Source organism: Falsiroseomonas sp. RANM36 (genome assembly GCF_056682175.1).
In genome coordinates, this window is record NZ_JBWXTD010000002.1 from 71,142 (window position 1) to 90,191 (window position 19,050).

A 19,050-nucleotide genomic window follows, 5' to 3' on the forward strand; every position below is an offset into this window, starting at 1 on the left:
CGGCGCGCCCCGGCGCCGGCGGGGGGGGGGGGGCGCGCGCCCGCCGCGCGCGCCCCCCCCGCCGAGGGCTCAGGCCGCCGCCTTCCGCCGCGTCCAGGCGTCGAGCGTCGCGCGCGCGCCGTTCTTCGCCGGGTCCATGTCGGCGTCGTGGTTCGGCGTCTTCGCCGCCAGCTCGACGACATAGCCGTTCGGGTCGCGCAGGTAGATCGAGTGCATGATCCCGTGGTCGGACGGGCCGCGCGCCTCCATCCCCGCGGCCTTCGCCCGCGCCAGCACGGCCTGCAGCTCCTCCGGCGTCGTCTCCATCGCGACATGCAGGTCGAAGTCGTGCTGCGTCTTGAAGTCGAAGGCGCCGTCGGGAACCTCGAAGAAGGCCAGGTAGCTGCCGTCCTTCAGCCGGTAGAAGCTGTGCAGCACGGAGGCGTCCCGCCCCGTCGCGGTGCGCTTGATCTCGAAGGCCTGCGCCAGCGGCATGCCCAGGAAATCCTCGTAGAAGGCGCGCGTCGCCTCGGAATCGCGGCAGCGATAAGCGACGTGGTGGAACATGGAGGCCGGGTTGCTCATGCCGCCTGCCCCCGCAGCGAATCGCGCCAGCCCTCGAAGCCGCCATTGTTCGGCTTCCAGCCCGGCCGCGCCTTCATCGCGGCGATCCAGCGCTCGACCCGCGGCCAGCGGGAATAGTCCCAGCCCACCAATTCTCCGATCGTGGCGAAGGCGACGCCCATGTAGTCGGACAGGTCGGGCTGGCTGCCGCCCAGGAACGGCGCGGCGTCCGTCAGCATGGTGTCGTTCAGGATGCCGAACAGGCGCTCGGATGCGGCCTTCGCCTTGGCCAGGGAGGCCGCCTGCATCGCCGGGTCCTCCCACGCCATGTAGGAAAGCACCTGCGGATAGACGTAGCCGTAGCCGAAATTCCGGTAGAAGGCCGTGTTGAACCAGTCCATCCGTGCATTCACCGCCGCCCGCGCGCGCGCATCGGCCGGCCAGGCCGCGTGCTTCGAGACGTCGGCCAGGTATTTCAGGATCGCCGAGCTTTCATACAGCCGATGGCCGTCCGCCTCCTCCAGCACCGGGATCAGCTGGTTCGGGTTGATGGCCGTATAGGCGTCCTGCATGTGTTCGCCGGCGAACAGGTTCACCGGCACGGTCTCGATCGCGAGCCCCGCCTCGGTCGCGAACATCATGATCGGGCGGCAGGTGGTGGAGCCGTCGAAGAAATAGAGCTTCATGGAATGTCCTCCCTCGATTGGACGGCGGGACATGACAGCATCCTTGCCGCCGCCGGAAGCAGAGACCTTGCAGTGCCGTTCGGCAAAATTGCAGAGTGTGGCGATGCGCGACTGGGACGACCTGCGGCACTTCCTGGCGGTCGCCCGCGGCGGCAGCACGCTGGCCGGGGCGCGGGAGCTCGGGGTGAACCAGACCACCTGCGCCCGCCGCGTCGCCGCGCTGGAGGCGGCGACCGGCGCGCGCCTGTTCGAGCGGCGCCAGGCCGGCTACCGCCTGACCGAGGCAGGCGGCCGCTTCCTGGTGCTGGCCGAGCGCGTGGAGGCCGAGATCGCCGCCCTGCAGGCCGCCGTGCAGGCCGACCGCCGGCGCCTGACCGGCCGGCTGCGGGTCACGGCGGCCGAATCCCTGGCCAACGCCATGCTCACGCCCTTCCTCGCCCGCTTCCGTGAAGCGCAACCGGAGGTGCGGGTGGACCTGATCGTGGCGGACCGGAAGCTCGCGGTCGGGCGCGGCGAGGCCGATGTCGCGCTGCGCGCCGGCCCGCAGCCCGAGACCGCCGGCGTCGCGGCGCGGCGCATCTGCGGCCTGGGCTGGACCGTCTATGGCACGCGGGCCTACGCCGCCCGCCGCGCGCTGCCGCGCAGCCTCGGGGACCTCTCGGGCCATGCGGTGATGGGCGGGGAGGGGGGCATCGCCCATGCCCGGGGCCTCAAGGCGGTGGAGGCGGTGGCCGGCGTCGAGGTGGTCTCGCGCAGCGACAGCCTGACCAACATCGCCGCCGCCGTGGCCTCCGGCCTCTGCCTCGCGGCCCTGCCCTGCATGATCGGCGACCGGACGCCGGGGCTGCTCCGCTGCTTCCCGCCGCAACCCGAGCTCGGCGGCGATCTCTGGCTGGTGGTACGCGAGGCGCTGCGCGAGGAGCCGCAGCTGCGCGCCTTCGTGGAGGCGCTGGCCGCGCATCTGCGCCCGCTCAGGCCGATGCTGGAGGGGAGCGAGGTCGCCTCCGCCGACGATCCCGCCTAGTCTGGCGGCGGAGGTGCCGGGCATGGACGAGGATTTCCGCAAGGCAGCGCTCGACTACCACCGGCTGCCGCGGCCGGGGAAACTCTCGGTCGAGCCGACCAAGCGCATGGCGACGCAGCGCGACCTGTCGCTGGCCTACAGCCCCGGCGTGGCGGCGGCCTGCGAGGAGATCGCGAAGGATCCCGACAAGGCCTGGGACTACACCGCCCGCGGCAACCTCGTCGCGGTGATCTCGAACGGCACGGCCGTGCTCGGGCTCGGCGCCATCGGCGCGCTGGCGGGCAAGCCGGTGATGGAGGGCAAGGCCGTCCTCTTCAAGAAGTTCGCCGGCATCGATTCGATCGACCTCGAGGTGGACGAGCGCGACCCCGACCGCTTCATCGAGGCGGTGGCCGCGCTCGAGCCCTCCTTCGGCGCGATCAACCTCGAGGACATCAAGGCGCCCGAGTGCTTCGCGATCGAGCGGACGCTGCGCGAGCGGATGAAGATCCCGGTCTTCCACGACGACCAGCACGGCACCGCCATCATCGTCGCCGCCGCGGTGCGCAACGGGCTGCTGCTGCAGGGCAAGACGCTCGATCAGGTGCGCGTGGTCAACACCGGCGGCGGCGCGGCGGCGATCGCCTGCCTCGACCTGCTGGTGGCGATGGGGCTCCGGCGCGAGAACGTCACCATCTGCGACATCGACGGCGTGGTCTGGAAGGGCCGCCCGAACACCGATCCCTTCAAGGCGGCCTATGCGCAGGACACCGCCGCGCGGACCCTGGAGGAGGTGCTGGAAGGGGCGGACATCTTCCTCGGCCTCTCGGCGCCGCGGGTGCTGAAGGCCGAATGGCTGCACAAGCTGGCGCGCAAGCCGCTGGTGCTCGCGCTGGCCAACCCGGAGCCCGAGATCCTGCCGGAAGCCGTGCGCGCCGCGCGGCCGGATGCGATCGTCGCGACGGGCCGCACCGACTACCCGAACCAGGTCAACAACGTCCTCTGCTTCCCCTTCATCTTCCGCGGCGCGCTGGATGCCGGCGCGACGACGATCAACGAGGCGATGAAGGTCGCCGCGGCGGACGCCATCGCGGCGCTGGCGCGGATGGAGGCGAGCGAGGTGGTCGCCGCAGCCTATGGCGGCCAGGCGCCGGTCTTCGGCCCCGACTACATCATCCCGAAGCCCTTCGACCCGCGGCTGATCCTGGAGATCGCGCCGGCGGTGGCGCGCGCGGCGGCGGCATCGGGCGTGGCGCGCCGGCCGCTGGAGGATCTCGCGAAATACCGCCACGAGCTGGAGCGCTTCGTCTTCCGCTCCGGCAACCTGATGCGCCCGGTCTTCGAGGTGGCGCGGCGCAACCTGGCCCGCGTGGTCTTCGCCGAGGGCGAGGACGAACGGACGCTGCGCGCCGTGCAGACCGTGCTCGACGAGGGCCTCGCGGAGCCGATCCTGATCGGAAGGCGGGAGGCCATCGCGGCCCGCGCGGCGGCGATGGGCCTGCGGATGGACCTTTCGGAATCGGTCCGCGTGCTCGACCCGGCCACCGACCATGCGGTGTTCGACCCGTTCCTGCCGCTCTATCAGCGCCTGGTCGGCAGGCGCGGCGTGCCGCCCGATTCCGCCGAGCGGCGGCTGCGCACCCGGCAGACCGCCGCGGCGGCGCTGCTGCTCGCGGCCGGGCAGGCCGATGCCGCGCTCTGCGGCGGCAGTGGCGACTGGTTCACGCATTGGCAGAACGCCTACAACGTGATCGGAAAACGGGCCGAGGTCGCGCGCGTCTATGCGCTCTCGGCCTTGATCCTGCCGGCGGGGCACCTGTTCTTCGTGGACACCCACCTGACCGTGGACCCGACGCCCGAGCAGATCGCCGACATGACGCTGCTCGCGGCCGAGCAGATCCGCGCCTTCGGCATCACCCCCAAGGCGGCGCTGCTGAGCCATTCCTCCTTCGGCGCCTCGGGCGCGCCGAGTGCCGCGAAGATGCGCGCCGCGCTCAAGCTGCTGCGGGCGCGGGAGCCGGATTTCGAGGTGGATGGCGAGATGCATGCCGATGCGGCGCTGGTGCCGGCGATCCGCGACCGGGCGGTGGCCGATTCGCGCCTGACGGATGCGGCGAACCTGCTGGTGATGCCGAGCCTGGACGCGGCCAACATCGCCTTCAACCTGCTGAAGGCCGCCGCCGAGGGGCTGCAGGTCGGGCCGATCCTGCTGGGCATGGCGAAGCCGATCCATGTGCTGGTGCCGTCCGTGACGGCGCGGGGCATCGTGAACATGACCGCGCTGGCGGCGGCGCAGGCGAACGGCCTGAAGGCGGGGGGCTGACGCGGCCGCGCCACGCAACCACATCCCCCTCATGGCCAACCTGCCGGAGCAGAAGAAGAACCCCGCAGTCGCCGCCTTCCTCGACAAGGTGGCGTCCATGCCCGCCATTCGCCCGGCGTCGGGCAAGCCCGGTCGGCTGATCTTCGCCATGGACGCCACCGCGTCCCGGCAGCCGAGCTGGGACCGCGCCTGCCAGCTGCAGGGCGAGATGTTCATGGCGGTGAAGGATGTCGGCGGGCTGGCCGTCTCGCTCGCCTATTACCGCGGCTTCAACGAATTCGCCGCCACCCCCTTCCTGACCAATGCCGACGAGCTTGCGCGGCGGATGACGGGCGTCTCCTGCCTCGGCGGCCACACCCAGATCCTGCGCACCCTCAGGCATGCCCGCGACGAATCGCTGCGCGAGAAGGTCAACGCCGTGATCCTGATCGGCGATGCGCTGGAGGAGGATGTGGACCCGATCTGCCATGTGGCGGGCGAGCTCGGCCTGCGCGGCACGCCGGTCTTCTGCTTCCAGGAGGGGCAGAACCCCGTTGCCGGCAATGCCTTCCGCCAGATCGCGAAGCTGTCGGGCGGCGCCTGGGCGCCCTTCGACAGCGCCAGCGCGGGCACGCTGCGCGACCTGCTGCGGGCGGTGGCGGTCTTCGCCGCCGGCGGGCGGCAGGCCCTGGTGCGGCTGACCTCGGCCTCGGCGCGGCAGATCGCCGGGCAGCTGCCGGCACCGAAGGCGCGCTGAGCCGTGGCCTATCTCATCGTCGGGCTGATCGCGCTGCTGCTGGTGCTGGCCCTGCTGCGCGCCTTCGCCGATGCCAAGCCGGCGCAGGTCAAGTCGGCCGCGATCTGGGGCGGCGGGCTGCTGGGCGCGGTGCTGCTGGTCGCGCTGCTGGCATCCGGGCGCGGGCCGCAGGCCTTGTGGGCGCTGGCGCTGTTCGGCCCGATGCTCTGGCGCTGGATCCAGGGCATCCGCGCCGCCCGCACCTTCGCCCGCGGCGGCCAGGCCAGCAGCGGCCAGGCCAGCGATGTCGAGACCGAGTATCTCGCCATGGGGCTCGATCACGACAGCGGTCAGATGTTCGGCCGGGTGAAGGCCGGGCGCTTCGCCGGGCGCGACCTGGGCGAGCTCGACCAGGGGCTGCTGCTCGACCTGCTGGCCGAGCTCTCGGCCCGCGACCCCGAGGGCGTGCCGCTGCTGGAGGCCTGGCTCGACCGCGCCCATGCCGATTGGCGCGAGGATGCCCGCCGCCGACCCCCGCCCGGTCGGCCCTCCAGCGGCCCGATGACGCGGGAGGAGGCGCTGGCGGTGCTCGGCCTGTCCGAGGGCGCCGACGAGGCGGCGATCCGCACCGCCCATCGGCGGCTGATGCGGGCCAACCACCCCGACCAGGGCGGCTCCGACTGGCTCGCGGCCCGGCTGAACGAGGCGCGGGACGTGCTGCTGGGCTGAACAGGCCCGCCCGAAGCACGGCACGCCGGTCCGTCGCCTGCCTCGCGCCGCGCAGGTGGACGCTCCGGGCCGTCCGTGGCAGTTGTGCCGGCCGAAATCGCCAGGGAAGACCACCGGTGCCAAAGCCTCTCCGCAAGGCCGTGCTGCCCGTCGCGGGCCTCGGCACGCGTTTCCTGCCCGCGACCAAGCAGATGCCGAAGGAAATGCTGCCGGTCGTGGACAAGCCGCTGATCCAGTATGCGGTGGAGGAGGCGCGCGCGGCCGGCATCGAGCAGTTCTGCTTCGTCACGGGGCGCGGCAAGACCATGCTGGTGGACCAGTTCGACGTGCCGTACGAGCTGGAGCGCACCCTGGCCGAGCGCAACAAGGTGCGGGAGCTGGAACTGCTCCGCGCGCAGGGGCTGCCGCCGGGCTCCATCGTCTCCACCCGCCAGCAGGTGCCGCTCGGGCTCGGCCACGCGATCTGGTGTGCGCGCAACTTCGTGCAGGACGACCCCTTCGCCATCCTGCTGCCGGACGACCTGATGCTTTGCGGGACGTCCTGCATGGCGCAGCTCGCCGAGGCCTATGCCGCGACCGGCGGCAATGTCGTGGCGATCGAGGAGGTGCCGAAGGAGCATGTCTCGCGCTACGGCGTGATCGCGCCGGGCGCGACGACGGGCAAGCTGGTCGAGGTGAAGGGCCTGGTGGAGAAGCCGCCGGTCGAGAAGGCGCCTTCCAACCTCACCGTCATCGGGCGCTACGTGCTGATGCCGGAGGTGATGGCGCATCTGTCGAAGATGGAGAAGGGCGCGGGCGGCGAGATCCAGCTGACGGACAGCATGGCGAAGCTGATCGGGAGCCAGCCCTTCCACGGCCTGCGCTACGAGGGCCGGCGCTTCGACTGCGGCTCCAAGGAGGGCTACCTGGAGGCGCAGGTCGCCTTCGCCCTGGAGCGCGACGACATGGCGCCGGCCATGCAGAGCATCCTCAAGAAATACGCCTGAGCGGCGAGACCGGAGCGGATCAGCAGATGACGGCCTTCCACCACAGCTTCGACCCGACCTCGCTGCGCGAATACGACATCCGCGGCATCGTGGGGCAGACGCTGCACCCCGAGGATGCCTTCGCCATCGGGCGCTGCTTCGGCTCGATCGTCTCGCGTGGCGGCGGGACGAAGGTCGCGGTCGGCTATGACGGCCGCCTGTCCTCGCCGGAGATGGAGGCGCAGCTGGTCGCGGGCCTGCGCGCCTGCGGGCTGGAGGTGGCGCGGATCGGCTGCGGGCCGACGCCGATGCTCTACTACGCGGCCTATGCGCTGCAGGCCGACGGCGCGGTGATGGTCACGGGCAGCCACAACCCGCCGAACTACAACGGCTTCAAGATGATGCTGGGGAAGAAGCCCTTCTTCGGCAAGCAGATCCAGGAGATCGGCCGGATGGCCGCGGAAGGCGACGTGGTGCCCTCCGCCGTCGGCTCCGACCACCATGTGGACATCTCCGAGCAGTACGTCTCGCGCGTGCTGGAGGACTGGGACGGCGGCGAGCGCGCGTTGCGCGTGGTCTGGGATCCGGGCAACGGCTCCTCGGCGGAGATCGTGAAGAAGCTCGTCGCCCGGCTGCCGGGGACGCATTTCGTCATCAACGGCACGATCGACGGCACCTTCCCGGCGCACCACCCGGACCCGACGGTGGCCAAGAACCTCGAGCAGATCATCGCCGAGGTGGCGCGGGAGAAGGCCGATCTCGGCATCGCCTTCGACGGCGACGGCGACCGGATCGGCGTGGTGGACGACGAGGGGCACATCCTGTTCGGCGACCAGCTGATGATCGTGTTGTCCCGCGACGTGCTGAAGGCGAAGCCGGGCGGCACGATCATCGCGGACGTCAAGGCGAGCCAGGTCTTGTTCGACGAGATCGCCAAGGCCGGTGGCAACCCGCTGATGTGGAAGACCGGCCATTCGCTGATCAAGGCGAAGATGGCCGAGACGGGCAGCCCGCTGGCGGGCGAGATGTCGGGGCACATCTTCTTCGCCGACAAGTGGTACGGCTTCGACGATGCGCCCTATTCGGCGGTGCGGCTGCTCGGCATCGTCGCGCGGATGCAGGGGAAGCTCTCCGCCGTGCGCGCCGCGCTGCCGCAGGTGATCAACACGCCGGAACTGCGCTTCGACTGCCCCGACACCCGCAAATTCGCGGTGGTGCAGGAGGTGAAGGACCGCCTCGCGGCCGAAGGCGCCAAGGTGCAGGACGTGGACGGGGTGCGGGTGCTGACCGAGGATGGCTGGTGGCTGCTTCGCGCCTCCAACACCCAGGCGGTGCTGGTGGCGCGCGCCGAGGCGACGACGGAGGCCGGGCTCGGGCGGCTGAAGGCCCAGATCGCCCGCCAGGTGGAGGCGTCCGGGCTGGCGGCGCCGGATTTCTCGGGCGCGAACGCCGGCCACTGAGGTCCGGGCGTGGCCGTGTTCCTCTACGGGACGCTGCTCGACCCCGCGACCTTCGCGCGCTTCGCCGGGCGCGCCCCGCTGCGCCGGGCGATCCCGGCGCGGCTGGGGGGCCACCGGCGGGTGCGGCTGCGCGGAACGCCCTATCCCACCCTGGTCGAGGGAAGCGGGGAGGTGGCGGGGCTGCTGCTCATGCGCCTTGGGGCAGAGGCCTTCCGCCGGCTCGCGGCCTATGAAGGCGCGAGCTACGCGCTGCGTCCGGTGCGCGTCGCCACGCGCTTCGGGCCGCGGCGGGCGCGGGCCTGGATGGCGGCGCGCCGCCGCGCCGAACCAGCAGTGTTCTGGCGCCCGGTGGGCCTTGCAACCCTGCCGCGCGATAATGTGAGCGGCCTTGAATGCTTGGGCGGGCTACAGGCATCCGAGCATCGCCGCGCGTCGGCGAGGGGGGTCTGATGCTGCGTGGTCCGCACAAGGTCATGGTGGTTGAGGACGAGGCACTGGTCGCCATGCTGGTGGAGGACGCACTGGTCGATGCCGGCTTCGGCGTGATGGGCCCCGCCGCGACGGTGGAGGAGGCGCTGGCCCTGCTCGATCAGGAGCGGCCGGATGCCGTGGTGCTGGATCTTAACCTGGCGGGCGAGACCTCGACGCCGGTCGCGGACGCTTTGGCCGCCCGGGGCATCCCCTATGTGATCGCCACCGGCTACGGCGCGGCCGGACTGCCGGCGGGTCACCAGGATGCAGCGGTGCTGGCCAAGCCCTATGACCCGGCGGAGCTGACCTCCGTCCTCGGCCGGCTCTGCCGCCAGGCGGCGTGAAGGCGGCCGGCGGCGCTATGCCGCCCGGTTGCGGCCGAGGAAATCGAGCAGCGTCGCGTTGAAGGCCGCCGGCTGCTCCCAATGCGCCGAATGCCCGGCCTCGGCGATCACCCGCATCTCGCCGCGCGGAAGATGCCGGGCGACCTGCCGCAGCAGCGATGGCGGCATCCAGAGATCGGCATCGCCAGTCATCAGCAGGCAGGGCAGGTCGAGGCCGCGCAGCGCGGCGAAGGTGATGCGGTTCGAAGTGGGCTGGCGCAGCTGTCGGCGCGGGATCGCGCGATGCTCGAGCTCCAGCCAGCGCGCAACGCCCGCGGGGTTGGCGGCGCGGTAGCTCGGGCCGAGCTCGCGGAACTCGGGCGGCATGGCGGCGAAGCCGGGCGGGCGCAGCCGCTCGCTCGCCGCGGCATAGTCAGCATCGGTGATGCCGAGGATGGAGCAGGACAGCGTCAGACTCAGCAGGCGGCGCGCATGGGACAGCGCGAAGTCCAGCGCGACGATGCCGCCCGCCGCCGCGCCGACCAGATGGCAGCGCGCGATGCCGAGATGGTCGAGCAGTGCCGCGAGGTCACCGCTGCCGGTGCCAGGCGCCTCCGCGCTGCCGGGATCGGAGCCGCGATGCCCGCGGCGCGAATAGCCGATGGCGCGATAGCCGGCGGCGGCCAGCGCCGGGCGCTGATGCTCCCAGATCTCCAGGCTGCCGGTGCCGGGATGCAGCAGCAGCACGGGCTCGCCGGGCCCGCCGGTGTCCCAGTAGGCAAGGCGCGTGTCCGGCAGCGTGGCGACCGCTTCGATCATGCGCTGGATTAGCGCGGATCGCGGCCGCCGGCAGCCCGGCTACGACATCGCGCGGTCGGCGGCAGCCGGGAGGTAGGCGTCGGTGTAGAGTTCCTCCACGGTCGGCTTGCGCGGGAAGGACTGCACGCGGGAGAGGATCTCGATCCCTTCCGCCATCCGCCCGCGCTCCACGGCGGAGAGGCCGGCGCGGCGGACATGGTCGGTCATGACCATCTCCCGCACCACCAACTGCGCGCGTTCGGTCTCGAGCGGGAGGTCGAGCAGGGGCTCGATCTCCTTCACGGAGGCGGTGGCGGCGGCGGGGTCGGCGACCATCAGCCGCACGCCGCGGGTGATGGCGCGCACCACGCCGCGCACGATCTCCGGGTTCGCCTCGGCGTAGCGGCGCGTCGTCATCACGCAGTTGGAGTAGAGCGGCACGCCGACATCGCGGTAGCGCATGATCACCTGCCGCTCCTCCGGCATGCCGAGGCCCTTCAGGCTGATCACCGTGGAGCTGACGAAGCCGGTGATCGCATCCACCTGGCCGCGCACCAGCATCGGCTCGCGCAGCTGCGGCGAGACGCTGGTCCAGCGCACGCTGTTCGCATTGAAGCCCGCGAAATCGGCGAAGACGGGGAACATCTGCCGCCCCGCATCGCCTTCCGGCGCGGCGAGGTGGCGGCCTTCCAGATCCTTCGGCGTGCGGATCGGCCCGTCGCCGCGCGCGACGGCGACGAGCGGCAGGCCGTCGAAGACCATCAGCACGCACACCATGCCGACCTGCGGGTTCTCGGCGGCGAATTTCGCCATGGAGGAGAAGTCGCCGAAGCCCATCTCATAGGCGCCGCCGCCGATATCCACCGGCACGCGACCCGATCCGAAGCCGCGGCTGATGCGCGCGTCGATCCCCTCGTCGCGGAAGAAGCCGCGGCGGTCGGCGGCGATGGCGAAGGCGGAGGAGCCGCCGAGCGCCCAGTCCAGGGTGAAGCGCAGGCTGCGCGGCTGGGCGCGGAGGACGCCCGGCGCGGCGAGGGTGGCGAGGCCGGCGGCGAGCGCGGCGCGACGGAAGATCATCGGCATGTCTCCTTCACTCGGCGGCCTGGGCCATCGGCGCGCCGCCGAAGCGCTCGACGATCTCGCGCAGCTTCTTGCGCGCCATGTTGTTCGCCTTGTCGCAGGGCATGCCGGCTTCCGGCGCCTCCCACGGCATGATCGGCACGTCGGCGCGCGTGCTCTCCAGGATGAACTTGTCCTCGAGCGTCACCTTGCGGTCATGCGCGATGGCCGCGGCGGCGGGCACCTGCTCTTCGGTGTCGTTCCTGATGCAGAACTGGGTGAAGATCAGCTTCTTGTCGGCCAGCGGCGTGCCGGCGGTGAAGATGATGTGCTCGACGCCGTTCGGGAACCTGATGTGCAGCTTGCGCGTGCAGGGCGCCCACCAGGTGGCGGTGCGGTCGCGCACCGTCTTCTCCTGCTTGATGCCGGTGTAGTCCTGCCCGACCTTGCGGTTGGCCACCGGCACGATCGCCTTGGAGACGATGCCGAACTCGAACTCCTCCACATCCTCGGCGGGCGGGACGGGGTTGGTGATGTCGCCCTGGGTGTCGCGATGCACGAAGGCGACATGCGCGAGGTCGAAGAAGTTGTCGGCGAGGCGGAACAGCGACATGTCCCAGACCTCGTGGAAGCAGTCGATGAAGCGGAAGCCCGGCGCGCCGAATTCCGGCAGGTGCGGGATGTCCATCACCGGGTCTTCCACCGCGACCCAGACATAGTCGTAGCGGATCGCGACGTGGTAGCGCTTCACGAAGGCCCGCGCGGCGATCTCGGGCGTCAGGCCGGGGCGCTGCGGGATCGCGGTGCAATGCCCGTCGGCGCCGAACTGCCAGCCGTGATAGGGGCATTGGATCGCATTGCCGATCACCTCGCCGAGCGAGAGCTTCGCGGCGCGGTGGCAGCATTCGTCCTTGAGCGCGGAGAGGCTGCCGTCGGCGGCGCGCCAGATCACCATGTCCTCGCCGAAGAGGCTGAAGGGCTGCGGCCCTTCGTCGAGCTTCGCGACCGGCATCGCCACGTACCAGAAGCGGCGGAACGCGGGTGAATCCCCGACCTTCATGCGCGGCACTCCCTGAGCAGGCGTCGGGGGCGCAGCAAGGCGCGTGCCAGGGATTCGGGGTGCGCAGCGCGCCGTTCGGCGGCGCGCTGCCCAGCGAAGCGGCGCCGATTGGCGCGCTTCGCGGCAGGGCCGCGCCCGGGCGATCCGGCGGCGGTCTGGAAGTCGGCGCGGTGATGATGACGCCCTGTCGGCGCGACGCTCAGGCGGCGACCGGCGCCGCCTCCGCGGCGATCAGCGCGCGGGCCTGCTCGGCCGGCATGGGGCGGCCGAGCAGCCAGCCCTGGCCGCGCTCGCAGCCAAGCGCGAGCAGCCGGTCCGCCTGCTCGCGCGTCTCCACGCCTTCCGCCACCACGCGCATCCCGAGGCCCCGCCCCATGCCGAGGATGGCGCCGACCACCGCCTCCACCCGCGGGTCGGCGTCGAGGTCGCGGAGGAACTGGCGGTCGATCTTCAGCTCGTCGAAGGCGAAGCGGCGCAGATAGGCGAGGCTTGACCAGCCGGTGCCGAAATCGTCGAGCGCGACCGACACGCCGAGCGCCTGCAGGCCGCCGATGACGCGGGCCGCCTGCGGCCCGTCCTCGACCAGCATGCTCTCGGTGACTTCCATCTCCAGCCGGTGCGCCGGCAGGCCGGAGGCGGCGAGGGCCGCGGCCACCGTTGCCACCAGGCCCTCGGCACGGAGCTGGACCGCGGAGAGGTTGACCCCGGCCTTCAGCGCGCCGGGCCAGCCGGCAGCCTCGGCGGTCGCGGTGCGGATCACCCAGGCGCCGAGCGGCACGATCAGCCCGGTCTTCTCGGCCAGCGGGATGAAGGCGTCGGGCGGGACCATGCCGCGGGTCGGGTGGTTCCAGCGCAGCAGCGCCTCGAAGCCGAGGAGCTCGCCGTCCGAGAGGCGGCGCTGCGGCTGCCAGTGCAGCTGGAACTGCCCCTTCGCAATCCCGTCGCGCAGCTCGGCCTCCATCTCCCGCATGCGGCGCAGCGCGGCCTCGCGCTCGGGCGCGAAGCCGAGGATGGCGGGCTCGGGCGACCCCCGCGCGGCGGCGAGCGCATCCTCGGCACGGGTCAGCAGCTGGCAGGGCTGGTCGGCGTCCTCCGGGGCGATGGCGATGCCGATATCGGCAGCGGCGCGCACCGTGCCGCCGGGCAGCGCAAGCGGCTCGGCGACCAGCGCCGCAAGGCGCTCCGCCAGGCGATACGCATCCGCCGGGTCCTGCAGCGCGGTCTGCACCACGGCGAAGCGGTCGCCGGAGAGGCGGGCGACCGGATCCTCCAGCCGGACGGCGGCGCGCAGGCGGTGCGCGATCTGGCGCAGGGCCTCGTCACCGGTCTCGCGGCCCTGCGCGGCATTGATGTCGCGGAAGCGGCGCAGGTTCAGGACCAGGACGCCGACCTTCCAGCCCTGGCGACTGGCCAGCGCGGCCGTTTCCTCCAGCCGGGCGCGCAGCGCCGCGTGGGTCGGCAGCCCGGTCAGCGGGTCGTGCAGGCCGGGTTCGGCCGGCCGCGCCGGGGCGGCGGCGCGCGCGAGGCGCAGCACGCCGAACGGCACGAAGCCGGCCAGGGCGAACAGCAGGACCGCGCCGGTCGAGAGCAGCGCCGCGTCGTCCGGGCCGGCGGAGCGGCCGAGCGCCAGCATCCAGGCCGCCATGCCGAGCAGCAGCAAACCGGCCGCGCCGGCGAGCAGCGGCGCCGCCTCGGTGGGCGGCGCGGAGCGAGTTGGTCCAGCCATGGCGCCACCATGGCCGGAGAAGATGAACTCATGGTTGAGGCAAGGCGCATATTCGGCGGGCGCGGCGATTTGCCCCGCCGGGCCGGGGGCCGCTATAGGGCGCCGACCCGATCGGCACAGAGACAGACGGAGCCCTCCGGCCATGGCCGGCCATTCCCACGCCAAGAACGTGATGCACCGCAAGGCGGTCCAGGGCGCCAAGCGCGCCCGCGCCTATGGCAAGCTGATCCGCGAGATCACCGTCGCGGCCAAGACCGGCCTGCCCGACCCCGCCCACAACCCGCGCCTGCGCGCGGCGGTGAAGACGGCGCTGACCGCCAACATGACGCGCGACACGATCGACCGGGCCATCAAGCGCGTCGCACAGGGCGCGGCCGGCGAGAACTACGAGGAGGTGCGCTACGAGGGCTACGGGCCGCACGGCATCGCGGTGATCGTCGAGGCGCTGACGGACAACCGCAACCGCACCGGCGGCGACCTGCGCTCGATCTTCGCGAAGAATGGCGGGGCGCTGGGTGAGACCAACTCGGTGGCGTTCCAGTTCGAACGCAAGGGCGTGCTGCGCTATCCCGCCGCGACGGCCGATGCGGACGGCATGCTGGAAGCAGCGATCGAGGCCGGCGCCGAGGATGTGGAAAGCGGCGAGGACGGGCACGAGGTGTCCACCTCGGTGGAGGATTTCGCCGCCGTGCGCGATGCGCTGGAGGCGAAGTTCGGCACCGCCGAGGCGGCGCGGCTTGAATGGTGGCCCTCCACCACGCTGACGCTCGACGAGGAGAAGGCGGGCGAGGTGATGAAGCTGCTCGATGCGCTCGACGACCATGACGACGTGCAGCAGGTCTATGCCAATCTCGAGGCCGACGAGGCCGCGATGGAGAAGCTGACCGCCTGACCGCGAGAGTTGCGGCCGGCGGCGCCGGCGCTTGTGGCACCAGAATTACGCCGCGCCCGGCGGGATGCGCGTCCAGTCGAAGCCGCGCCGGGCGCGCTCGAAGCCGTACTCGTAGAGCGCGCGCATATAGGCCTGCTCGAAGGGCTCCGTGTATTCGACCGTGAAATCGCTGCCGATATAGGCAAGGTTGAAGTCGATGGCGTCGCGCTGCGCGGCGAAATACATCCGCATCACATCGTTGTAACCGCTGGCGGCGATCATGGTGGCGATCGCGCGGCCGGCGATGCTCACGGTGCGGCGGCTCGTGTCGGCCCATTCCGGATCGAGCCGGCCGTTGCGGATCACCCAGGCGGTCGCGGGTGTGACCCGGCGGTTCTCCGCCAGCGCGACGCGTCGGGAGCGGGTGGCGGCGGCCGGATACAGGAAGGCCTGCGCGAAGGCACCGCCATCCACATGCATCTCCTGGTGCGGCGCGCCGTCGAGTTCGACGTCGAACAGGACCGGGGGGAAGGCGCCGGGGATGGCCGCCGACGCGAGCAGGATCCGCCGCACGGTCTCGAGCGCGCGCGGATGGCGGCTTTTCGCGATGGCGCCGATGTTCCAGATCACCGGCACCTGCGCGTCTATGTCGGTGCTGCCGACCAGCAGCAGGCGACCTTCGTCGTAGCCGGTCGCGATCGCGGCCATCATCGCTTCGTCGAGATAGGTCGAGATGGTCTTGAACAGCGGTGTCGTGTCCGCCAGCGCGTCGTCCCAGAGGGCGGCGGTGAACCAGCGCCGCACGAGCACGCGATCGGGCGTGATCTCGGTGTAGACCGACTTCAGCTTCGCGTCCCAGTCGCTGCCGAGGAAGGCGAAGGGCGCGGTCAGCGCGCCGGTGCTGACGCCGGTGACCAGGTCGAAGACCGGCCGCCCGCCATAGGCCGTCCAGCCATTGATCAGGCCGGCGCCGAAGGCCCCGTTCTCGCCGCCGCCGGAGATCGAGAGCAGGTCGAGCGGCGGCAGTTCGGAGCTGCGGGTGATGCCGAGATGCCGGGCCTGGCGCTGCAGCGCCGCGACGACTTCCCGGTCGAAGGCGTCGAAGCCGCCGGCCTGGTCGGATCGGAACCGCTCATTCGGTATGCCGAGCACGCTCACGACTCCGGTCCGCCCGCGCGGCACCGGCGGCTCACGCGAGGGAAGCGCGCAGCCGGACAGGCCGGCGCCGAGGGCAAGGCCGCCGGCGGCCGCGAGCAGGCGCCGCCGGCCTGCGGCGGGAATCGGGCGGAAGGCGGAGCTGTGGCGCATGGAGACACTCCTGCCGGATCGGAACGGAGCCTATCCCAAGCCCGCCCGAGCGTGCAGCCCGGATGGGACGGGCATGCCTTTCCTCCGCCGCACGGTCTATGCAGGGGCATGGCGGGCGCACCGATTCGCATCCTGGGGCTCGATCCCGGCCTGCAGCACACCGGCTGGGGGCTGGTGGAGCATGACGGGTTCCGGCTGCGCTTCCTGGCCGATGGCGTGGTCTCGACCGCGCCGTCGGAGGAACTGTCGCGCCGGCTGCTGGTGCTGCATCGCGGGCTGGCCGAGGTGATCGCGCAATGGACGCCGGACGAGGCCGCGGTCGAGCACACCTATGTCGCGCGCAACCCGGACAGCGCGCTGAAGCTCGGCCAGGCGCGCGGCGTGGTGCTGCTGGCGCCGGCGCTGGCGGGGCTGGTCGTGCGCGAATACGGCGCGATGGAGGTGAAGCGCGCGGTGGTCGGCACCGGCCATGCGGCGAAGGAGCAGGTGCAGGCGATGGTGCGGCAGTTGCTGCCGGGCGTGACCTTCAAGCGGGCCGATGCGGCGGATGCGCTGGCCATCGCGATCTGCCACGCGCATCACCGCAGCACGCGGAATGCCTATTCCGCGGCGGTGACGAGGGCGCGAGGATGATCGGGTCGCTGCGCGGAACGGTCGAGTCAGTCCACGAGAATGGCTGCGTGCTGGACGTGAACGGCGTCGGCTATCTCGTCGCCTGCTCGCGCAAGACGCTCGACCGGCTGACGGCGAAGGAGGGCGCGCAGAAGCTGCTGGTGGAGACGCGCGTCAGCCAGGACGCGATCACCCTCTTCGGCTTCTTCGACGCGGCGGAGCGCGAGGCCTTCCGGGCGCTGATCGAGGTGAAGACGGTCGGGCCGCAGAAGGCGCTGCTGGTGCTCTCGGGCCTCACGCCCGCGCAGCTCGCCGCGGCGATCGCGGCGAAGGAGCGCAAGAGGCTGTCGGAGGTGAAGGGCCTCGGCGCCGCCACGGCGAATCGCATCATCGACGAGCCGGCGATGCAGAAATGGGCGGTCGGCCGCGCGACGCCGGATGCCGACGGGCTCGGCGGCGTGGCCGTGGCGGTGCCCGCGCCCGAGGGCGGCGAGGCGGATGCGGTCTCCGCACTCGTCAATCTCGGCATGAAGCGGCCGGAGGCGAGTGCGGCCGTCGCGCGCGCCGCGAAGCGCGTGGGCAAGGACGCGGCGCTCGAGGCGCTGATCACCGAGGCGCTGAAGGAGATGGCGCCGAGATGAGTGACGAGCGGCTCACTGCCGGCGCGCGGCAGGAGGAGGACGCGACCGAGGGCAGCCTCAGGCCGCAGACACTCAAGGAATTCATCGGGCAGCGGACGCTGCGCGAGAATCTCGAGGTCTTCGTCGGTGCCGCGCGGCAGCGGGGCGATGCGCTGGACCATGTGCTTCTGTTCGGCCCGCCCGGCCTCGGCAAGACCACGCTCGCACAGATCGTGGCGCGCGAATTGGGCGTGGGGTTCCGCGCGACCTCGGGGCCGATCCTGCAGCGCGCCGGCGACCTCGCCGCGATCCTGACCAACCTGCAGCCGCGCGACGTGCTCTTCGTGGACGAGATCCACCGCCTGCAACCGGCGATCGAGGAGACGCTCTATCCCGCGATGGAGGATTACCGTCTCGACCTGATCATCGGGGAAGGGCCGGCGGCGCGCACGGTGCGCATCGATCTTCCCCCCTTCACGCTGGTGGGGGCGACGACGCGGGCGGGGCTGCTCAGCCAGCCGCTGCGCGACCGGTTCGGCATCCCGTTGCGGCTGCAATTCTACGAGGTCGACGAATTGTTGCTGATCGTGCGGCGCGGCGCCGAGAAGCTGGGCTTCCAGCTCGCCGAGGACGGGGCGCTGGAGATCGCGCGGCGCTCCCGCGGCACGCCGCGCGTCGCGGGACGGCTGCTGCGGCGGGTGCGCGACTTCGCGCAGGCTGCGGGGCGGGCGGCGGATCGGGCTATGGCGGACGCGGCGCTGGCGCGGCTGGAGGTGGACCGGCTCGGGCTCGATGCGCAGGACCGGCGCTACCTGCGCCGTATCGCCGAGCATCACGGCGGCGGGCCGGTGGGGGTGGAGACGCTCGCCGCGGCGCTGGCCGAATCGCGCGACACGCTCGAGGAGGTGATCGAGCCCTTCCTGATCCAGGAGGGGCTGGTGCTGCGCACGCCGCGGGGCCGCGTGCTCGGGCAGCCCGGCTGGGCGCATCTCGGCCTGACGCCGCCGGCCGGCTTCGGCGCGCAGCTCGACCTGCTGGCCCAGATGCCGCCGGCGGAGGGGGAGGGGTGAGACGCTTGGAAAAGCAGCCCTTCGGGCCGCGCAGGCGGCCCCGCGCACAGGCGGACAGTCGCGGCGAGCGCGCCAGTGCGTAGGCGCGCAGCCAAGCCTGCGGGGCAGGCGCCGGCGCCTGAGGCCACAGAAATGCCGGCGCACCGCCACGCGGTGCGCGTCTATTTCGAGGATACCGATGCGGGGGGCGTCGCCTACCACGCGAACTACCTGAAATGGGCGGAGCGGGCCCGGACCGAATCCTTGCGCGCCATGCACTTGCCGCATGCGCTTATGATGGAGCGTTACAATGCGATGCTTGTGGTGCGGCGCATCGAAGTGGCGTATGTGCGCCCCGCCCGGCTCGACGACTCGCTGATCGTCGAGACCCGGCTTCGCGCCCTCGGCGCCGCCACGCTGGACCTCGACCAGCGCGTCCTGCGCGCGGAAGGGGAGGGGGAGGCGGAGCTGGCGCAGCTGATCGTGGGGCTCGTCTGCGTGCGCGCCGACGGCCTGAAGCCCGCCAGGATCCCCGAGCCCTGGCGGCGCGCCCTGGAACAACGCCAGCCGGGCCCGGTGGCCCGGCCCCCCCCCCCCCCCCGCCCCGCCCCCCGCCCGCGCCGGCGCGACTTGTACGGCGAGGCCCAGGCGATGATGCACCGGGAGGTTCCCTCCATCATCCCGGTCTTCTTCGACCTGCTGGCGGCGCATCGCGGCTACGTCCAGAAC

At 72.0% G+C, this 19,050-nt stretch carries 20 protein-coding genes; 13 read left to right on the forward strand and 7 right to left on the reverse strand.

The window, feature by feature from the left end; all coding sequences use genetic code 11:
• Window positions 1–69: 69 nt before the first annotated feature.
• A complete protein-coding gene (locus AC1MIR_RS01205) occupies window positions 70–564 on the reverse strand; it encodes a VOC family protein (protein ID WP_480026364.1) in 495 nt (164 codons plus the stop codon).
• Window positions 561–1,262: a glutathione S-transferase family protein gene (locus tag AC1MIR_RS01210; protein ID WP_480026365.1), complete on the reverse strand. Its 702-nt coding sequence runs from the start codon at window positions 1,260–1,262 to the stop codon at window positions 561–563. Before AC1MIR_RS01210 ends, AC1MIR_RS01205 begins: the two co-directional genes overlap by 4 nt.
• Before the next feature lie 70 nt (window positions 1,263–1,332).
• Here AC1MIR_RS01210 and AC1MIR_RS01215 point away from each other — a divergent pair, with 70 nt between their 5' ends.
• From AC1MIR_RS01215 to AC1MIR_RS01250, 8 genes are all read left to right on the forward strand, one after another.
• Window positions 1,333–2,253, forward strand: coding sequence for a LysR family transcriptional regulator (locus AC1MIR_RS01215; RefSeq protein ID WP_480026366.1), 921 nt, complete (start codon window positions 1,333–1,335; stop codon window positions 2,251–2,253).
• 22 nt (window positions 2,254–2,275) lie between these two features.
• Window positions 2,276–4,555: an NADP-dependent malic enzyme gene (locus AC1MIR_RS01220; protein WP_480026367.1), complete on the forward strand. Its 2,280-nt coding sequence runs from the start codon at window positions 2,276–2,278 to the stop codon at window positions 4,553–4,555.
• Window positions 4,556–4,586: 31 nt separating this feature from the next.
• Entirely contained in the window at window positions 4,587–5,291 is a 705-nt protein-coding gene (locus tag AC1MIR_RS01225) for a vWA domain-containing protein (RefSeq protein WP_480026368.1), read from the forward strand.
• A gap of 3 nt (window positions 5,292–5,294) precedes the next feature.
• Entirely contained in the window at window positions 5,295–5,999 is a 705-nt protein-coding gene (locus AC1MIR_RS01230) for a J domain-containing protein (protein WP_480026369.1), read from the forward strand.
• Window positions 6,000–6,115: 116 nt separating this feature from the next.
• Complete coding sequence (locus AC1MIR_RS01235) at window positions 6,116–6,985, forward strand: UTP--glucose-1-phosphate uridylyltransferase (protein WP_480026370.1); 870 nt, start codon at window positions 6,116–6,118, stop codon at window positions 6,983–6,985.
• A gap of 26 nt (window positions 6,986–7,011) precedes the next feature.
• Window positions 7,012–8,424, forward strand: coding sequence for a phosphoglucomutase/phosphomannomutase PgmG (gene pgmG, locus AC1MIR_RS01240; protein ID WP_480026371.1), 1,413 nt, complete (start codon window positions 7,012–7,014; stop codon window positions 8,422–8,424).
• Window positions 8,425–8,433: 9 nt separating this feature from the next.
• Window positions 8,434–8,874 carry a gamma-glutamylcyclotransferase family protein gene (locus AC1MIR_RS01245; protein ID WP_480026372.1) on the forward strand — a complete coding sequence of 147 codons (441 nt, stop codon included), beginning with the start codon at window positions 8,434–8,436 and terminating at the stop codon, window positions 8,872–8,874.
• Complete coding sequence (locus tag AC1MIR_RS01250) at window positions 8,874–9,239, forward strand: response regulator (RefSeq protein ID WP_480026373.1); 366 nt, start codon at window positions 8,874–8,876, stop codon at window positions 9,237–9,239. The genes AC1MIR_RS01245 and AC1MIR_RS01250 overlap by 1 nt, the downstream gene beginning before the upstream one ends.
• Window positions 9,240–9,254: 15 nt before the next feature.
• Here AC1MIR_RS01250 and AC1MIR_RS01255 read toward each other — a convergent pair whose 3' ends face one another.
• From AC1MIR_RS01255 to AC1MIR_RS01270, 4 genes are all read right to left on the reverse strand, one after another.
• A complete protein-coding gene (locus AC1MIR_RS01255; protein ID WP_480026374.1) occupies window positions 9,255–10,037 on the reverse strand; it encodes an alpha/beta fold hydrolase in 783 nt (260 codons plus the stop codon).
• Between the two features lie 39 nt (window positions 10,038–10,076).
• The gene (locus AC1MIR_RS01260) at window positions 10,077–11,093 is read right to left on the reverse strand and encodes an ABC transporter substrate-binding protein (protein WP_480026375.1); all 1,017 of its coding nucleotides are present in this window, start codon (window positions 11,091–11,093) and stop codon (window positions 10,077–10,079) included.
• A 13-nt stretch (window positions 11,094–11,106) separates the two neighbouring features.
• Entirely contained in the window at window positions 11,107–12,135 is a 1,029-nt protein-coding gene (locus AC1MIR_RS01265) for a Rieske 2Fe-2S domain-containing protein (protein WP_480026376.1), read from the reverse strand.
• Window positions 12,136–12,334: 199 nt separating this feature from the next.
• Entirely contained in the window at window positions 12,335–13,861 is a 1,527-nt protein-coding gene (locus AC1MIR_RS01270) for a putative bifunctional diguanylate cyclase/phosphodiesterase (protein ID WP_480026377.1), read from the reverse strand.
• 142 nt (window positions 13,862–14,003) lie between these two features.
• Here AC1MIR_RS01270 and AC1MIR_RS01275 point away from each other — a divergent pair, with 142 nt between their 5' ends.
• Window positions 14,004–14,753: a YebC/PmpR family DNA-binding transcriptional regulator gene (locus tag AC1MIR_RS01275; protein ID WP_480026378.1), complete on the forward strand. Its 750-nt coding sequence runs from the start codon at window positions 14,004–14,006 to the stop codon at window positions 14,751–14,753.
• 45 nt (window positions 14,754–14,798) lie between these two features.
• Here the strand turns inward: AC1MIR_RS01275 and AC1MIR_RS01280 are convergent, their stop codons facing one another.
• Window positions 14,799–16,040, reverse strand: a complete 1,242-nt coding sequence (locus AC1MIR_RS01280; protein ID WP_480026379.1) for a patatin-like phospholipase family protein — start codon at window positions 16,038–16,040, stop codon at window positions 14,799–14,801.
• A 108-nt stretch (window positions 16,041–16,148) separates the two neighbouring features.
• Here AC1MIR_RS01280 and ruvC point away from each other — a divergent pair, with 108 nt between their 5' ends.
• From ruvC to AC1MIR_RS01300, 4 genes are all read left to right on the forward strand, one after another.
• Window positions 16,149–16,673, forward strand: a complete 525-nt coding sequence (gene ruvC / locus AC1MIR_RS01285) for a crossover junction endodeoxyribonuclease RuvC (protein ID WP_480026380.1) — start codon at window positions 16,149–16,151, stop codon at window positions 16,671–16,673.
• Window positions 16,670–17,293: a Holliday junction branch migration protein RuvA gene (ruvA, locus tag AC1MIR_RS01290; RefSeq protein ID WP_480026381.1), complete on the forward strand. Its 624-nt coding sequence runs from the start codon at window positions 16,670–16,672 to the stop codon at window positions 17,291–17,293. The genes ruvC and ruvA overlap by 4 nt, the downstream gene beginning before the upstream one ends.
• Window positions 17,290–18,342, forward strand: coding sequence for a Holliday junction branch migration DNA helicase RuvB (ruvB, locus tag AC1MIR_RS01295; RefSeq protein ID WP_480026382.1), 1,053 nt, complete (start codon window positions 17,290–17,292; stop codon window positions 18,340–18,342). Before ruvA ends, ruvB begins: the two co-directional genes overlap by 4 nt.
• 132 nt (window positions 18,343–18,474) lie before the next feature.
• A partial coding sequence (locus tag AC1MIR_RS01300) for a YbgC/FadM family acyl-CoA thioesterase (protein ID WP_480026383.1) occupies window positions 18,475–19,050 on the forward strand: 576 nt, incomplete at its 3' end.

Excerpts from the sequence above, each read along its gene's own strand:
- AC1MIR_RS01205 (WP_480026364.1), bottom strand. The coding sequence starts at position 564 with ATGAGCAACCCGGCCTCCATGTTCCACCACGTCGCTTATCGCTGCCGC.
- AC1MIR_RS01210 (WP_480026365.1), bottom strand. The coding sequence starts at position 1,262 with ATGTCCCGCCGTCCAATCGAGGGAGGACATTCCATGAAGCTCTATTTC.
- AC1MIR_RS01215 (WP_480026366.1), top strand. The coding sequence starts at position 1,333 with ATGCGCGACTGGGACGACCTGCGGCACTTCCTGGCGGTCGCCCGCGGC.
- AC1MIR_RS01220 (WP_480026367.1), top strand. The coding sequence starts at position 2,276 with ATGGACGAGGATTTCCGCAAGGCAGCGCTCGACTACCACCGGCTGCCG.
- AC1MIR_RS01225 (WP_480026368.1), top strand. The coding sequence starts at position 4,587 with ATGGCCAACCTGCCGGAGCAGAAGAAGAACCCCGCAGTCGCCGCCTTC.
- pgmG (WP_480026371.1), top strand. The coding sequence starts at position 7,012 with ATGACGGCCTTCCACCACAGCTTCGACCCGACCTCGCTGCGCGAATAC.
- AC1MIR_RS01250 (WP_480026373.1), top strand. The coding sequence starts at position 8,874 with ATGCTGCGTGGTCCGCACAAGGTCATGGTGGTTGAGGACGAGGCACTG.
- AC1MIR_RS01255 (WP_480026374.1), bottom strand. The coding sequence starts at position 10,037 with ATGATCGAAGCGGTCGCCACGCTGCCGGACACGCGCCTTGCCTACTGG.
- AC1MIR_RS01260 (WP_480026375.1), bottom strand. The coding sequence starts at position 11,093 with ATGATCTTCCGTCGCGCCGCGCTCGCCGCCGGCCTCGCCACCCTCGCC.
- AC1MIR_RS01265 (WP_480026376.1), bottom strand. The coding sequence starts at position 12,135 with ATGAAGGTCGGGGATTCACCCGCGTTCCGCCGCTTCTGGTACGTGGCG.
- AC1MIR_RS01270 (WP_480026377.1), bottom strand. The coding sequence starts at position 13,861 with ATGGCTGGACCAACTCGCTCCGCGCCGCCCACCGAGGCGGCGCCGCTG.
- AC1MIR_RS01275 (WP_480026378.1), top strand. The coding sequence starts at position 14,004 with ATGGCCGGCCATTCCCACGCCAAGAACGTGATGCACCGCAAGGCGGTC.
- AC1MIR_RS01280 (WP_480026379.1), bottom strand. The coding sequence starts at position 16,040 with ATGCGCCACAGCTCCGCCTTCCGCCCGATTCCCGCCGCAGGCCGGCGG.
- ruvC (WP_480026380.1), top strand. The coding sequence starts at position 16,149 with ATGGCGGGCGCACCGATTCGCATCCTGGGGCTCGATCCCGGCCTGCAG.
- ruvA (WP_480026381.1), top strand. The coding sequence starts at position 16,670 with ATGATCGGGTCGCTGCGCGGAACGGTCGAGTCAGTCCACGAGAATGGC.
- ruvB (WP_480026382.1), top strand. The coding sequence starts at position 17,290 with ATGAGTGACGAGCGGCTCACTGCCGGCGCGCGGCAGGAGGAGGACGCG.